We start from the raw sequence: 14,501 nt of genomic DNA on the forward strand, positions 1-14,501 counted from the left end.
CCACAAAGTTATCCACAAGCACGCCGTGCGTCGGGACGGTACGCGAAACGTCATCTGGCCTGCTCGATGCTATGGCCCGTGACTTGCCGCGAGGCGGGTTCGCGCGCTAGAGTGCCAGGTCCCGGCGACCACCGCCCCCCGGAGCACCTTGCCGATGACCACTCCCTTCACCGTGCCGCGAAGGCCGCGCCTGCCGTCTGTCGGCGTCACCGGCTCGCGCCGTCCGGCCGCGCATCCATGAAGGATCTGCTCGCTCGCATCGAAGCGTATGTCGCACGCGAATGGCAGCGGCGCGGCCCGTTCGCCTGGGCGCTGTCGCCGCTTGCCTGCGTGTTCGGCGTCATCGCGGCGGCGCGGCGCGGCGCGTACGCAGCGGGTTGGCTCGAGCGAATCCGGCTCGGCGTGCCGATCGTCGTGGTCGGCAACGTGACGGTCGGGGGCACAGGCAAAACGCCGACGGTTATCGCGCTCGTCGAAGCGCTGCGTGCGGCGGGCTTCACGCCCGGCGTGGTGTCGCGCGGTTATGGCGCGCGCGTGAAAACGCCGACGCCTGTCACGGCCGCTTCGTCAGCGCTGCAAGCCGGCGATGAGCCGCTGCTGATCGCGCGCCGCACCGGCGTGCCGGTGTGGGTCTGCCCGGATCGCGTCGCCGCCGCGCGCGCACTGTGCGCCGCGCACCGCGACGTCGACGTGATCGTCAGTGACGATGGCCTGCAGCACTATCGTCTTGCGCGCGACGTCGAGCTCGTCGTGTTCGATCACCGGCTGGGCGGCAACGGCTTTCTGCTGCCGGCGGGGCCGCTGCGCGAACCGCTCTCGCGCCGTCGCGATGCGACGCTCGTCAACAGCCCGTATGAACGCATGCTGCCGCCATGGCCGAACACCTACGCGCTGCAACTGACGCCCGGCGACGCGTGGCATCTGGACAATCCGCATCTGCGCCGGCCGCTTGCGCAGTTCACCGGGGTGAGGGTGCTCGCGGCGGCGGGTATCGGCGCACCCGAGCGCTTCTTCGCGACGCTGCGCGCCGCCGGCATCGCCCCCGATACCCGTCCGCTGCCGGACCATTACGCATTCGCCGCGAACCCGTTCGCAGATGCGCAAGCCGATGCGATCCTGATCACCGAAAAGGATGCGGTAAAATTGGGCGCTTGGCGCGATGCGCGTATCTGGGTCGTTCCGGTCGAAGCCGCGCTCGATCATCGCCTTATCGAATCCGTTGTGGAGAAACTCCGTGGACGCCCGTCTGCTTGAAATCCTCGTCTGCCCGATCTGCAAGGGCCCGCTCAGCTACGATCGTTCCGCGCAGGAGCTCATCTGCAACGCAGACAAGCTCGCTTACCCGATTCGCGACGGCATCCCGGTGATGCTGGTCGACGAAGCGAGGCAGACGGTCGAAGGCACGCCGGTCGATCTGAACCCGGGGTCGGTCGCGTGAGCGGTTCGACTTCCCCTGCCCCGTCCTTTATCGCCGTCGTCCCGGCCCGCCTCGCCTCCACCCGCTTACCGAACAAACCGCTTGCCGATCTCGGCGGCAAGCCGATGGTCATTCGTGTCGCCGAACGCGCGCGCGAGTCGGGCGCGCAGCAGGTGCTGATCGCCACCGACGCGCAAGCGGTCCTCGACGCCGCGCGCGAACATGGCATCGACGCGATGCTTACGCGCGCCGATCATCCGTCGGGCACCGACCGGCTAGCCGAAGTCGCAGCACAGCACGGCTGGAGCGATGACACGATCGTCGTCAACGTGCAGGGCGATGAACCGCTGATCGATCCGGCATTGGTGCGCGGCGTAGCGTCGCACCTCGCGTCGAACGACGGATGCGCGATCGCGACCGCCGCGCACCCGATTACCGATCCCGCGGAAGTGTTCAATCCGAACGTCGTCAAGGTCGTGCTCGACGCGCGCGGCATCGCCATGTACTTTTCGCGTGCACCGATTCCCTGGGCACGAGATGCATGGCAGCCGCTGTCGTCAGCGCAGTTGCCAGATCTGGCGGCGCTGCCCCCACCGCCCGCGAGCGCGACCGTCTACCGGCATATCGGTCTCTACGCGTACCGTGCGAAGTTTCTGCGCGCGTATCCGTCCCTGACCCTGTCGCCGATCGAACAGACCGAAGCGCTCGAGCAGCTGCGGGCGATGTGGCATGGCGACCGCATCGCCGTACTCGTCACGTCGGACACCCCGCCGCCGGGCGTCGACACGCCCGCAGACCTGGCGCGCGTGCGGGCGTTATTCGGGTCGTCCGCGTAACACCCATGGCATAATCGGACGGCTAGCGAACCATCCGGCAAGGTCGTTCGTAAAATATCGCCCCGCTTGTCCACTCGTTGTGCAGTCCACCTTGCATGCTGCGGCGCCGTCGCGATTGATTGCGCGGCACGACGCATCGCTGATCGCTGCCTTCGCGTGGCCGACGCGGCCGACAAGACGAAGCAGCGTGATGTGCGGGGATCCGCGCCCGCGCAGAACAGAATTTACATAGAGATCTGGAGATATCACATGCGTTTGATCCTGTTGGGCGCGCCCGGAGCGGGCAAGGGCACCCAGGCAAACTTCATCAAGGACAGGTTCGGTATTCCGCAGATTTCGACGGGCGATATGCTGCGCGCCGCGGTCAAGGCCGGCACACCGCTCGGCATCGAAGCGAAGCGTTATATGGATGCCGGCGAACTGGTCACGGACGAGTTGATCATCAACCTGGTGAAGGAGCGCCTGCTCGCGCCGGACTGCAAGAACGGCTATCTGTTCGACGGCTTTCCGCGCACGCTGCCACAAGCCGAAGCGATGAAGCAGGCCGGCGTCGCGATCGACTACGTGCTCGAGATCGACGTGCCGTTCGACGAGATCATCACGCGCATGAGCGGGCGCCGCGTGCACGCACAGTCGGGCCGCACGTATCACGTGAAGTTCAATCCGCCGAAAAACGACGGCCTCGACGACGTGACCGGCGAGCCGCTAATCCAGCGCGACGACGACAAGGAAGAAACCGTGCGCAAACGTCTGGATGTCTACGTCGCGCAAACGAAGCCGCTGGTCGATTACTACCAGGGCTGGGCGCAGAAAGGCGATCCGTCCACCTCGCTGAAAGCGCCGCAGTATCGGCGTATCTCGGGGCTCGGCAGTGTCGATGAAATTCGCACGCGAGTGTTCGACGCGTTGAAGTAAGCGCGACCGGCTGCGCGCAGTTTCACAAGAACCGCCCCACTGTGGGCGGTTTTTTATTGGCGTTCGCCGGCACGTGCTACGTTCGATTTGCTCAGCGATCCCAATCATCTTCGCGTGACCCTGGTCGCAGTGTCGTGCACTTTCCGTGCGACTGCAATCCGCCGCCCGCGTGCGTCAATCTCACCGCGCGCACCCGCTACAATCGTCGCTGGACACGAACCCGCCGCGCCGGCCGCGGCAACCCGGCCAAGGAGCATTCATGGATATCCACGACAATGTATTTCTGATCACCGGTGGCGCTTCGGGCCTCGGCGCGGCCACCGCGCGCCTGTTCGCCGAACACGGCGGCAAGGTCGTGCTCGCCGATCTGAACGAAGAGGCCGGCGTCCAGCTTGCGAACGAGCTTCGAGGTGTGTTCGTCAAATGCGACGTCACCCGCGAAGACGACGCGACTCGGGCAGTCGACGCCGCGGTGAAGCTCGGCGCGCTGCGCGGGCTGATCAACTGCGCGGGCGTCGCACCGGCGATGAAAACGGTCGGCAAGGACGGTCCGCATTCGCTTGATGCGTTTTCCAGGACCATCGCGATCAACCTGGTCGGCACGTTCAATATGATCCGGCTCGCCGCCGCCGCAATGGCGAAGCTCGCACCGAATGCGGGCGGCGAGCGAGGGGTGATCGTCAATACCGCGTCGGTCGCGGCTTTTGACGGGCAAATCGGCCAGGCCGCGTATGCGGCATCGAAGGCCGGGGTCGCCGGCATGACGCTGCCGGTCGCACGCGATCTGTCGCGCAACGGCATCCGCGTGATGACGATCGCGCCGGGCATCTTCGAAACGCCGATGCTGCTCGGTATGCCGCAGGAAGTGCAGGACTCGCTCGGCGCGATGGTGCCGTTCCCGCCGCGTCTGGGCAAGCCGATCGAATACGCGATGCTCGCGAAGCAGATTTTCGACAATCCGATGCTGAACGGCGAAGTGATCCGCCTCGATGGTGCGATCCGCATGCAACCGAAGTAACGGTTTGATGGTTTGACGCTATCCGGCGCTGGATTGAAAAAAGCCTGTGACGGACGAGGTCTTTCACCTCGCCCGTCACAGGCTTTCTCGATTGCGCGTATTGGTGTTCCGGTGTTCTCGGGTTTTCGCGTAACGGAAAACGCGGCACCAAGCCAAGGCCGCGCGACATACGTCGATCAGTCGCGATCGTTATGCTGCGTGCGCTGACGAATTTCGAGCAATTGCGATTCGACCACCATCGCATCTTCCGCGTCGGGGCGGTCGCCCAGATAGCGCTCGAGGTCTTCGAGCGCAGGCCGCAGATAATCGAGCCGCGCATACGCGAAGCCGCGGTCGCGCACTTCCTCGATACTCTCCGGCAGCAAAATGACCAGCCGTTGCTGCACCGCGAGCAAGCGCTGCCAGCGTTCGGTTTGCAGGTAGGTCGCCTTCAGGTTACGCAGCATCCGCGAGATGATTTCGCGACGCGTGGCCGGCTGCAACAACATCCGCAGCGCACGGCCGACCGAATCCCCCGCCTTCGCGACATACGGCTCGAGCATATCGACCATTTCAGACTCGGACAGCGAATGGCCGCTCGTCGGATCGAGCATCACATCGCCTTCCGGAGTCGTGACGCGCAACAGGAAATGTCCGGGAAACGATACGCCGCGCACCGGAATGTCGACTTGACTGGCGATTTCGAGGTACAGCACCGCAAGCGAGATCGGTATGCCGCGTCGTCTTTTGAGCACGACATTCAGATGGCTGTTGTCCGGGTCGTAGTAGTCGTTGACGTTGGCTGCAAATCCGAGTTCGCGAAAGAAGTACCGGTTCAGGATGCCGACCTTCTGTTTGACGTCCGCATCGTCGGGCATACGCCGCTGCAGCCGCACGACCAGTTCGTCGATTTCCGCGAGCGTGCCCTGCAGATCGAGATCCGGGTAAGCGTCCTGCGCAAGCGAAAGCGCCGCTTCGGTCAGCGGAAGGCTTTCATCCTCGGCGACAAGCGTGCTGAAATAATCGAGAACCCGCGTCATCGTGATCACTTCACTCGCCTTTTGAAATACGCGTATTTGAAGCCCATCAGCCACAGCATACCGAAATATAGCGCGGCAAACAGGACGAGGCACGCGCCGAGCAGCACGATTCGCGTAAGCGGCTGCGCGTGCATGCCGATCCAGTCAAAGCTCGTGGCCAGCCACCGCATCACGCCCGCCAGCACGAGGCACGCGCCGAGCAATTGGACGAAAAAGCGCATCCACCCCGCGGATGGCGTATAGATGCCGCGCCGCCGCAAGCCGATAAACAGCAGCAATGCGTTCATGCAAGCGCCGAGCCCGACCGACAACGTGAGCCCGGCATGCGCAAAGATCGGCACGAAAAAGTAGTTGCACACCTGAGTGAAGATCAGCACGCCGACACCGATCTTCACCGGTGTCTTGATGTCCTGCTTCGCGTAGAAGCCCGGCGCGAGAATCTTGATCAGAATCAGCCCGACCAGTCCGACGCCGTAAGCGGCGAGCGCGCGTCCGACCATCACGACCGCGTGGCCGTCGAATTTGCCGTAGTGAAAGAGTGTCGCGGTGAGCGGCTCGGCAAAAAAGAATAACGCAATCGCGCTGGGCGCCGCGAGCAGGAACGTGACGCGCAGCCCCCAGTCGAGCAGCGAAGAATACTCGTGGGTGTCCGCATCGACGTGCGCTTTCGACAGACTCGGCAGCAGAATCGTGCCTAGCGCGACACCAAGCAGCGCGGTCGGGAATTCCATCAGCCGGTCCGCATAGTTGATCCACGACACCGCGCCCGTGCCGATGTGCGACGCGATATTTGTGTTGATGATCAGGCTGATCTGCGCAACCGACACCGCGAACATCGCCGGCACCATCTTCGACAGCACGCGCTTTACACCTCGATGCGCGAGCGCGCGCAACGGATTGAGCCCGATGCGCGGCGACATGTCGATTTTTTTCAGCACCGGCAGCTGCACGATGAACTGAAGAACGCCACCGGCGATGACCGCCCACGCGAGCGCATAGATCGGCGTGCGCAGATGCGGCGCGATAAACACCGCGGCGAAGATGAACGACAGATTGAGCAGTACCGGCGCGAACGCGGGCATCGAGAAATGCTTGTACGTGTTGAGCACACTCGACGCAAGCGACGTCAGCGAGATGAACACAATGTACGGAAACATGATTCGCGTCATCGTGACGGCGAGCGGGAACGCGTTGCCGTCGGTACGCAACCCCGACGCGACGACCAGCACAACCCACGACGCGAGCGCCACGCCGAACAACGACATGATCGCCAGCACCCAAGCGAGCACCGTCGATGTCGCATCGACCAGTGCCTTGGTCGCGTCGTGGCCTTGCTGGTTCTTGAACTCGGCGAGGATCGGCACGAATGCCTGGGAGAACGCGCCTTCGGCGGAAATGCGGCGCAGCAGGTTCGGAATGCGGAACGCGACGTAGAACGCGTCGGTATATTGGCTGGCACCGAACGCACGGGCGATCAGCGTCTCGCGGGCCAGTCCGGTCACGCGGGACAGCAGCGTGAAGCCGCTGACCGTCAACAGGGCTCGGAATAGATTCATGGGGCGCTTATTATACGGGTCCGTCCAGGGCGCAAGAGCGTGTCAAAACGCGATTCGGACCCGTCCGCGCGCAAGACGTTCGCGATGGCGGCCGGAATTTTATGCAGCCCGGATGGGCGCCGCCGCCTGCGGCGGACGGCGCGGGAGTCGTCGCAGCTTGTCATCCGCATGTTTTTATTGCTATAATCGACCGTTTCGAAGCTTACTCGGCTTGTTATCCCTTCCCGGGCGAGTTTCACCCCATTGTCGTAACCTTGAATTTGATCACGCGCTCGCGGGCAATCGCTTCCGCGAGTTGAAATCCAGAAGCAGCGCCGGGTTTTTCCCATCGGCCATCCGTCGAACGGGCCGGCACTGGATACAGGAACAGGATAAGGAACCAACCGTCATGGCTAACACCAAACAAGCACGCAAGCGCGCCCGTCAGGCTGCCAAGGCCAACTCGCACAACTCGGCGCTGCGCTCGAAGTTCCGCACGGCAATCAAGGCCGTCCGCAAGGCAATCGATTCCGGCGACGCAGCAAAGGCTGCTGAAGTGCTCCGCGCATCGTCGAAGACGCTCGACATCATTGCCGACAAGAAGATCGTTCACAAGAACAAGGCCGCTCGGCATAAGAGCCGCCTCGCTGCAGCCGTCAAGGGCCTGCAAGCGCCCGCAGCACAGTAAATTCGAAAGTCCTTGCAGCCCGCAACGCGGGTTGCTTCCTGTTTCCGCTGCTACATGAAGGCCCGCTTTGGCGGGCTTTTTTGTTGGCGAGTTTGTGTGTTGCCAAGTCCGCGCTCGTGAATCGACAACACCGTTGGCCCACACGCGAAAACGCGAAGCACAAAAAAACCCGCCAACGCGGGTTCGTGTCTGATCAATCGGCTGATTGAGGCCCTCACAGCACCGCAGGCCACGTGCGAACGCGGCGTGCACAAGTCAGTATCACGCTATTTGCTGCTCCGTCAGGACGTTCTGCCCTGCTGCGTACCGTGATGCGGCGGCAGTTCGCACGCTTCGGTGACAACGAGGTCGTTGTCTTTCGCGAAGTTCATCACGAAGTCAAATGCCATCGGCTCGATGTCGCGCAACCGGGAGTCGAGGATCACGCACTTCAGGTCGCCGAGAATGGTAGGCCGCACGTACAACGAGTACTGCAGGCGCGCATTCGGCCCCCTCGCCCCCGGACCGAAACCCGACATCACGCCCGCAAGACGCTCCGACCAGTCGCTCGGCCGAAACTTTTTTCCCTTGCTGGTGACGCCTTGGATGAAGAACTCGGTTGGGGGTGTGTCGACCATGTAGGAAACCCTGTGTGACTGCCCAGCGGAGTGCCAACAACGGACAGGTTACCGGAGCGCGGTTGCGCGAACATGCGAAGCACCGCCATGCACGTCCGTGCGGGCCCGCTCACGGCGATCAGACTGCATGGAAAAACGCGGAAGCCTGAAAACCGGATGACGGCAGCGCGATAAATGGCGTTGAGACAATGGCCATGGGACGCGCCCGACGTGTTCATTGCAGCCGCTTACGCCAACGTGCGCCCGTCCGCGCATTGCGTAGGCCAAGCCTTGTCCAGCGGGCGTGGAGCCTGCCTGCCGGGCTCTTGAATAACTTACGGATTATATCGCAGCGGGCCTCTTTCCGCACTGCACACAAGACTCTCGCGAACGTTGCAGCAGCAATTTTCCCGATGCCGCTCGTGCGACTCCCATCTGTTTGGCTGACTCGTCAAACCTCGGAAAATCCTTTATCCTGCATTGAGTTACCACAAACGACGGCGGTGCCGTCCGGTCCTCGCGGCCGGGTGAGACCGCCGTATTTGTTTTATGAACGCCAAAACTATCCGCCACTATCTGCAGTTCAAGGACTTCTCTCTCGACGACTACGAATACGTGCTCGAACGCGCACGCATTCTGAAACGCAAGTTCAAGAACTACGAAACCTATCACCCGCTGCACGACCGCACGCTCGCGATGATCTTCGAGAAGAACTCAACGCGTACGCGACTATCGTTCGAAGCGGGCATCTTCCAGCTGGGCGGCCACGCGGTGTTCATGAGCACGCGCGATACGCAGCTTGGCCGCGGTGAGCCGATCGAAGACGCCGCGCAGGTTATCTCGCGGATGGTCGACATCATCATGATTCGCACGTTCGGCCAGGACATCATCCAGCGCTTTGCCGAGAATTCGCGGGTGCCGGTCATCAACGGGCTGACAAACGAATATCACCCGTGCCAGGTGCTGGCTGACATCTTCACGTACTACGAGCATCGCGGGCCGATTCGCGACAAAACGGTCGCGTGGGTCGGCGACGCGAACAACATGCTGTACACATGGATTCAGGCAGCGCAGATTCTCGGCTTTAAATTGCGCCTGTCCACGCCGCCGGGCTACAAGCTCGATCGCGCGCTGGTCGCGCCGGAGAGCGCACCGTTCTGCCAGGAATTCGGCGACCCGCACGAAGCCTGCACGGGGGCCGACCTCGTCACCACCGATGTCTGGACCAGCATGGGCTTCGAAGCGGAAAACGAAGCGCGCAAGAAAGCGTTCGCGGACTGGTGCGTCGATGCGGACATGATGGCGCTCGCAAACAGGGACGCGCTGTTCATGCACTGCCTGCCCGCGCATCGCGGCGAAGAAGTGAGCGCGGAAGTGATCGACGGGCCGCAAAGCGTCGTGTGGGACGAAGCGGAGAACCGTCTGCACGTGCAGAAGGCGCTGTTGGAATATCTGCTGCTCGGCAAGCTCAATCACTGAGTCCGCCCGGGCGTTCAGGCGCGCCATCGCAACTAGCCTCACACCGCCGCCCCGTCCAAAACGCGGGACATACGGCGGTTTAGTGTCAAAATAGCGTTTTTCCGCGCGCCGGGGCCGCCGGCGCGCACTAGTCTTCCAGCTACGAGTCCATCATGAGCGATATCAAGAAAGTCGTGCTCGCCTATTCGGGCGGCCTCGACACCTCCGTCATCCTGAAGTGGTTGCAGGACAACTACGACGCCGAAGTCGTCACGTTCACGGCCGACATCGGCCAGGGCGAAGAGCTGGAACCGGCACGCAAGAAAGCGCTGCAACTCGGCATCAAACAGGAAAACATCTACATCGAAGACCTGCGCGAAGAGTTCGTGCGCGACTTCGTGTTCCCAATGTTCCGTGCGAATACGCTCTATGAAGGCGAATATCTGCTCGGCACGTCTATCGCGCGTCCGCTGATCGCGAAGCGCCAGATCGACATCGCGCGCGCGACGGGTGCACAAGCGGTCTCGCACGGCGCGACCGGCAAGGGCAACGATCAGGTCCGCTTTGAACTGGGCTATTACGCGCTGGAACCCGGCATCAAGGTGATCGCGCCGTGGCGTGAATGGGACCTGCTGTCGCGCGAGAAGCTGCTCGCTTACGCGGAAAAGTCGGGCATTCCGATCGAAATGAAGCACAAGCAGGGCGGCGCGCCTTATTCGATGGACGCGAACCTGCTGCATATCTCGTTCGAAGGCCGTCACCTCGAAGATCCGAAGGCCGAGGCCGAAGCCGACATGTGGCGCTGGACCGTATCGCCGGAAGAGGCGCCGGATCAGCCGGAATACATCGATATCGAGTACGAGCACGGCGATCCTGTCGCATTGAATGGCAAGCGTTTGTCGCCGGCCGCGATGCTCACCGAACTGAACCGGCTGGGCGGAAAGCACGGCATCGGACGGCTCGACCTCGTCGAGAATCGCTATGTCGGCATGAAATCGCGCGGCTGCTATGAAACGCCGGGCGGCACGATCATGCTGAAGGCGCACCGGGGCATCGAATCGATCACCCTCGACCGCGAAGTCGCGCACCTGAAGGACGATTTGATGGCGCGCTATGCATCGCTGATTTACAACGGCTACTGGTGGAGCCCGGAACGCCGCGCAGTGCAGGTGCTCGTCGACCACACGCAGGAAAAGGTCAACGGCTGGGTACGTGTGAAGCTGTATAAGGGCAGCGTCTCGGTGGTCGCGCGCGATTCGAAGGACACCCTGTTCGACAAGACTATCGCCACGTTCGACGACGACGGCGGCGCATACAACCAGGCGGACGCCGGCGGCTTTATCAAGCTGAACGCGCTGCGGATGCGGATTGCGGAAAACGCTCGCCGCAAGCGCGGGTCTTAAGCGTCGATGAAGCGGCGGCCTCGCGGTCGCTGCTTCAGCGTCGCTGATTCAGAGTCCCTGCTTCAAATTCCCTGCTTCAAATTCCCTGATAAGCCGGTGCACGACTACGTGCGCCGGCTTTTTTTATGGATCGAATCATCGGCCGTCCACGGCGGCCTGCTCTAGCGCCGCCAGATGCTCAAAGAAAGATCGGCTCCGGCTCGAGGTCCACGCCGAAACGCTCCGCGACGTCACGTTGAATCGCCGCAGCCAGCGCCAGCACGTCAGCGCCGGTGGCCCCGCCTCGATTGACGAGCACCAGCGCCTGCCGGTCATGCACGGCCGCCGCGCCGAGCGCGCGGCCCTTCCACCCGCAGCGGTCGATCAGCCACCCGGCCGCGAGCTTCACGCGCCCGTCCGGCTGCGGATACGACACCACGCCAGGCTCGCGCTCACGCAGCGCTTCGAATTGCGCGGCGCCAATCACAGGGTTCTTGAAAAAGCTGCCGGCGTTGCCGAGCGCAAGCGGGTCGGGCAGCTTCGCCCGGCGCACCCGGACCACCGCGTCGAAGATCGCGCGAGCGCCGGACGCGGCGTTGGGGTTGGCGTTGGCGTCACAACTGCCACTGCCACTGCTGTTGCCGCCGCCACCGTTGACGCTTCCGTCACTGCTTTCACCGCCAACGTCCTGTTGGCCGGCAGCCAGTTCGCGCGCGATGTCCGCATAGCCGGCTCGCGGCGTCCAGACTTTCGGCAACCGGAAGGTGACCGACGTAATCGCGAAGCGGTCGCGCCCTTCCCGCTTGAAAAAGCTGTCGCGATAGCCGAACCGGCACGCGCGCGGGTCGAGCTCGACGGTCTGACCGGACACGAGATCGACCGCGCGCAGCGACGCAAAGCGCTCGGCCATTTCGAGCCCATAAGCGCCGATGTTCTGGATCGGCGCGGCGCCCACCGTGCCGGGAATCAGCGCGAGGTTCTCGAGGCCGGGCAAGCCCTGCGCGAGCGTCCATTCGACGAACTGATGCCAGTTTTCACCTGCCGCCGCCTCGACAAACCACGCGTCGCCGTCCTCGCGGACGATGCGCCGGCCGCGCAGCGCGATCAGCAGCACGAGCCCGGCGAAGTCGCGTGTCAGTACGACGTTGCTGCCGCCGCCGAGCACCAGCCGCGGCAGCCCGGCCACACGCGGGTCGCGAACCGCCGCAAGCAACTGGTCTTCCCGTTCGATCCGGCACGCTAGCCGCGCACGCACGTCGAAACCGAACGTGTTATGCGCGCGGAGCGGGTAGTCGGCTATAAACGAAACGGCGGCAGCTTCGGACATCGGGTTGAAAAGGTCAGAGGACTAACGGGCGGAGACGACCAAGGCTGACAAAGGCTCGGACCGGTTTGTTTCAACACGGCGTCAGCGTGAAACGAAACGCAAAACGATCCGTAAAGCCATACCGTCGACGCGCAAGCCTTGGGCAAACGATAGGGCATCGGTAAAATGACATCGGTTCGTGATTATAGCGAGTGCGGCGCGCGCGCCCGGCGGGCGGCATCGCGGCACCGCGGCACTATGGGAGAGAAAAATGCCATCGTTCGACGTCGTCTGCGAAGCCAACATGGTTGAGGTGAAAAATGCAATCGAGCAGTCGAACAAGGAAATTTCGACGCGCTTCGACTTCAAGGGATCGGATGCTCGCGTCGAGCAAAAGGAGCGCGAGCTAACCGCGTTCGCCGATGACGAGTTCAAGCTCGGCCAGGTGAAGGACGTGCTGCTCGGCAAAATGGCGAAGCGCAGCGTCGATGTGCGCTTCCTCGATTACGGCAAGATCGAGAAGATCGGCGGCGACAAGGTCAAGCAGGTCGTCACGATCAAGAAAGGCGTATCGGGCGACCTCGCGAAGAAAATCGTCAAGCTTGTGAAAGACAGCAAGATCAAGGTGCAGGCGAGCATCCAGGGCGACGCGGTGCGCGTCGCCGGCACGAAACGCGACGACCTGCAAAGCGTGATCGCGATGCTGCGCAAGGAAGTGACGGATACCCCGCTCGATTTCAACAACTTCCGCGACTGACTTCTCGCGGTCGCCGGCAGATCGGATGAGCTGGCGGCTTCGCGAGCGTGTCGAGACGGAACGTGGCGTGCAGTGCGCAACGAGGCTTTGCGCGTCGCCCGGCCGCTCGCCATTCTGTCCGCCCATCCGCCTCGCCATTCGTCCTGCGGTTCTGCGGTCCTGCGGTCCGTCTTTCCGTTCGCCCGGCCCCGCTGGTCCATCTTCCCTGTGCGCCGCGCCGTCAATCCACCGCCGTCACGGCTTCCTGGGCCCCGCGCCGCCGGCCCTTCCGCCTTCCGCCTCTTTCTTCTTCTCGCCAATCCGGCTTTCCTTCCCGGCCACCAGCTTCGCGATATTGCCGCGATGGCGCCAGATCAGCAGCGCACTCATCGCAACGATCGACAGCGCGATCACATTCGGTCCGAACAGAAAGCCGTCGAACAGTGGCGCGAAGATTGCCGCGCAAATCGCCGCAAGTGACGAGTAGCGCATAAAGAACGCGACGATCAGCCAGGTCAACAGCGTCGCGATACCGAGCACCGGATTGATCGCCAGCAGCACGCCCGCCGCGGTCGCGACGCCTTTGCCGCCCTTGAAGCGGAAAAACACCGGATACAGATGCCCGAGGAACACCGCGATGGCGGCGATCGCAATCGACGTATCGTCGAGGTTGTAGCGCGCGCCGTAGTGACCGACAAACCACACAGGCACCCAACCCTTCAGCGCATCGCCGATCAGCGTCAGGACGGCGGCCTTTTTGTTGCCTGTGCGCAGCACGTTGGTCGCACCCGGGTTGCCGGACCCATACGAACGCGGGTCGGCCAGGCCCATCGCCGCGCTCACGATCACGGCAAACGACACCGAACCGATCAGATAGGACACAACGGCAACAATCAGGTTTTCCATATCGAAACTCTTGTAGGTATCAAACATCGCGATGATGAACGCGTGCCGTTGAACACGGCTTTCGCGCGCCCGATAGCGCCGGATCGCGCCAGATGCCAGCCGCCTGCTACGGATCGCGCTTTCACGACGGCGCACATTCTACCGAAGCCGCCAGCCTCTTAATCGACGCTTGCGCACTGCACCGGTTTCGCCCCGAGTACGCCGGTCAGCACGCTCGGCGCGATGCTGACCAGAAACCCGCGCCGCCCGCCGTTGATCCATATCCGATCCAGTTCGAGAATGCCCGATTCGACATAGACCGGCATCGGCTTACGCGTGCCGAATGGCGATGTACCGCCAATCAGGTACCCTGAGTGCCGGTTCGCGACGTCCGGCTTGCAGGGCTCGACGCGCTTCACGCCGATTTGCCGCGCGAGATTCTTCGTCGACACCGTACGGTCGCCGTGCATCAGCACGATCAACGGCTTCGCATGCTCGTCTTCCATCACGAGTGTCTTCACGACGTGATGCTCATCGACGCCGAGTTGACGGGCCGATTCCTCCGTGCCGCCATGCTCGACGTAGTCATACGGATGCTCGCCAAATTCAATGCGGTGACGCCGCAGAAATTGCGTGGCGGGCGTTTCGGAAACGTGTCTGGATTTGCTCATCGGCGCATTGTAATGTCCGCGCGTCGCCGCGCGCCATCT

The 14,501-nt window shown here is 62.9% G+C and carries 15 protein-coding genes; 9 read left to right on the forward strand and 6 right to left on the reverse strand.

The window, feature by feature from the left end; translation table 11 throughout:
• Positions 1 to 237: 237 nt before the first annotated feature.
• The 5 genes from lpxK (at position 238) to BX592_RS04155 (ending at position 4,186) form a co-directional block, all read left to right on the forward strand.
• Complete coding sequence (gene lpxK, locus BX592_RS04135) at positions 238 to 1,254, forward strand: tetraacyldisaccharide 4'-kinase (protein WP_134190405.1); 1,017 nt, start codon at positions 238 to 240, stop codon at positions 1,252 to 1,254.
• Entirely contained in the window at positions 1,235 to 1,438 is a 204-nt protein-coding gene (locus tag BX592_RS04140; RefSeq protein WP_006050060.1) for a Trm112 family protein, read from the forward strand. The genes lpxK and BX592_RS04140 overlap by 20 nt, the downstream gene beginning before the upstream one ends.
• Entirely contained in the window at positions 1,435 to 2,253 is an 819-nt protein-coding gene (gene kdsB, locus BX592_RS04145; RefSeq protein ID WP_134190406.1) for a 3-deoxy-manno-octulosonate cytidylyltransferase, read from the forward strand. The genes BX592_RS04140 and kdsB overlap by 4 nt, the downstream gene beginning before the upstream one ends.
• Positions 2,254 to 2,502: 249 nt before the next feature.
• On the forward strand, positions 2,503 to 3,168 hold the full coding sequence (adk, locus tag BX592_RS04150) for an adenylate kinase (RefSeq protein ID WP_134190407.1): 666 nt from the start codon (positions 2,503 to 2,505) through the stop codon (positions 3,166 to 3,168).
• Positions 3,169 to 3,427: 259 nt separating this feature from the next.
• Positions 3,428 to 4,186, forward strand: coding sequence for a 3-hydroxyacyl-CoA dehydrogenase (locus BX592_RS04155; protein ID WP_134190408.1), 759 nt, complete (start codon positions 3,428 to 3,430; stop codon positions 4,184 to 4,186).
• Positions 4,187 to 4,362: 176 nt separating this feature from the next.
• Here the strand turns inward: BX592_RS04155 and BX592_RS04160 are convergent, their stop codons facing one another.
• Entirely contained in the window at positions 4,363 to 5,205 is an 843-nt protein-coding gene (locus BX592_RS04160; RefSeq protein WP_134190737.1) for a SirB1 family protein, read from the reverse strand.
• Positions 5,206 to 5,210: 5 nt separating this feature from the next.
• A complete protein-coding gene (gene murJ, locus BX592_RS04165; RefSeq protein ID WP_134190409.1) occupies positions 5,211 to 6,761 on the reverse strand; it encodes a murein biosynthesis integral membrane protein MurJ in 1,551 nt (516 codons plus the stop codon).
• 388 nt (positions 6,762 to 7,149) lie between these two features.
• On the opposite strand from murJ, the gene rpsT reads away from it, so the two are divergent.
• The gene (gene rpsT, locus BX592_RS04170) at positions 7,150 to 7,428 is read left to right on the forward strand and encodes a 30S ribosomal protein S20 (RefSeq protein ID WP_134190738.1); all 279 of its coding nucleotides are present in this window, start codon (positions 7,150 to 7,152) and stop codon (positions 7,426 to 7,428) included.
• A 281-nt stretch (positions 7,429 to 7,709) separates the two neighbouring features.
• On the opposite strand, the gene BX592_RS04175 is transcribed toward rpsT, so the two are convergent.
• Complete coding sequence (locus tag BX592_RS04175; protein WP_134190410.1) at positions 7,710 to 8,045, reverse strand: DUF3579 domain-containing protein; 336 nt, start codon at positions 8,043 to 8,045, stop codon at positions 7,710 to 7,712.
• Positions 8,046 to 8,573: 528 nt separating this feature from the next.
• Here BX592_RS04175 and argF point away from each other — a divergent pair.
• On the forward strand, positions 8,574 to 9,503 hold the full coding sequence (argF, locus tag BX592_RS04180; RefSeq protein WP_134190411.1) for an ornithine carbamoyltransferase: 930 nt from the start codon (positions 8,574 to 8,576) through the stop codon (positions 9,501 to 9,503).
• A 152-nt stretch (positions 9,504 to 9,655) separates the two neighbouring features.
• Positions 9,656 to 10,885: an argininosuccinate synthase gene (locus BX592_RS04185; RefSeq protein ID WP_134190412.1), complete on the forward strand. Its 1,230-nt coding sequence runs from the start codon at positions 9,656 to 9,658 to the stop codon at positions 10,883 to 10,885.
• 178 nt (positions 10,886 to 11,063) lie between these two features.
• Here BX592_RS04185 and murB read toward each other — a convergent pair whose 3' ends face one another.
• Complete coding sequence (gene murB / locus BX592_RS04190; protein WP_134190413.1) at positions 11,064 to 12,191, reverse strand: UDP-N-acetylmuramate dehydrogenase; 1,128 nt, start codon at positions 12,189 to 12,191, stop codon at positions 11,064 to 11,066.
• 250 nt (positions 12,192 to 12,441) lie between these two features.
• Between murB and BX592_RS04195 the strand changes: the two genes are divergently transcribed.
• Positions 12,442 to 12,927 (forward strand): YajQ family cyclic di-GMP-binding protein, encoded by a 486-nt coding sequence (locus tag BX592_RS04195; protein ID WP_134190414.1) that lies wholly within the window; start codon positions 12,442 to 12,444, stop codon positions 12,925 to 12,927.
• Between the two features lie 234 nt (positions 12,928 to 13,161).
• Here the strand turns inward: BX592_RS04195 and plsY are convergent, their stop codons facing one another.
• Both plsY and BX592_RS04205 read right to left on the reverse strand, forming a co-directional pair.
• Positions 13,162 to 13,812 carry a glycerol-3-phosphate 1-O-acyltransferase PlsY gene (plsY, locus tag BX592_RS04200; RefSeq protein ID WP_134190415.1) on the reverse strand — a complete coding sequence of 217 codons (651 nt, stop codon included), beginning with the start codon at positions 13,810 to 13,812 and terminating at the stop codon, positions 13,162 to 13,164.
• A gap of 158 nt (positions 13,813 to 13,970) precedes the next feature.
• Complete coding sequence (locus BX592_RS04205) at positions 13,971 to 14,462, reverse strand: aminoacyl-tRNA deacylase (RefSeq protein ID WP_134190416.1); 492 nt, start codon at positions 14,460 to 14,462, stop codon at positions 13,971 to 13,973.
• Positions 14,463 to 14,501 lie beyond the last annotated feature (39 nt).

This window comes from Paraburkholderia rhizosphaerae (assembly GCF_004366595.1).
Classification (GTDB): Bacteria; Pseudomonadota; Gammaproteobacteria; order Burkholderiales; family Burkholderiaceae; genus Paraburkholderia; species Paraburkholderia rhizosphaerae.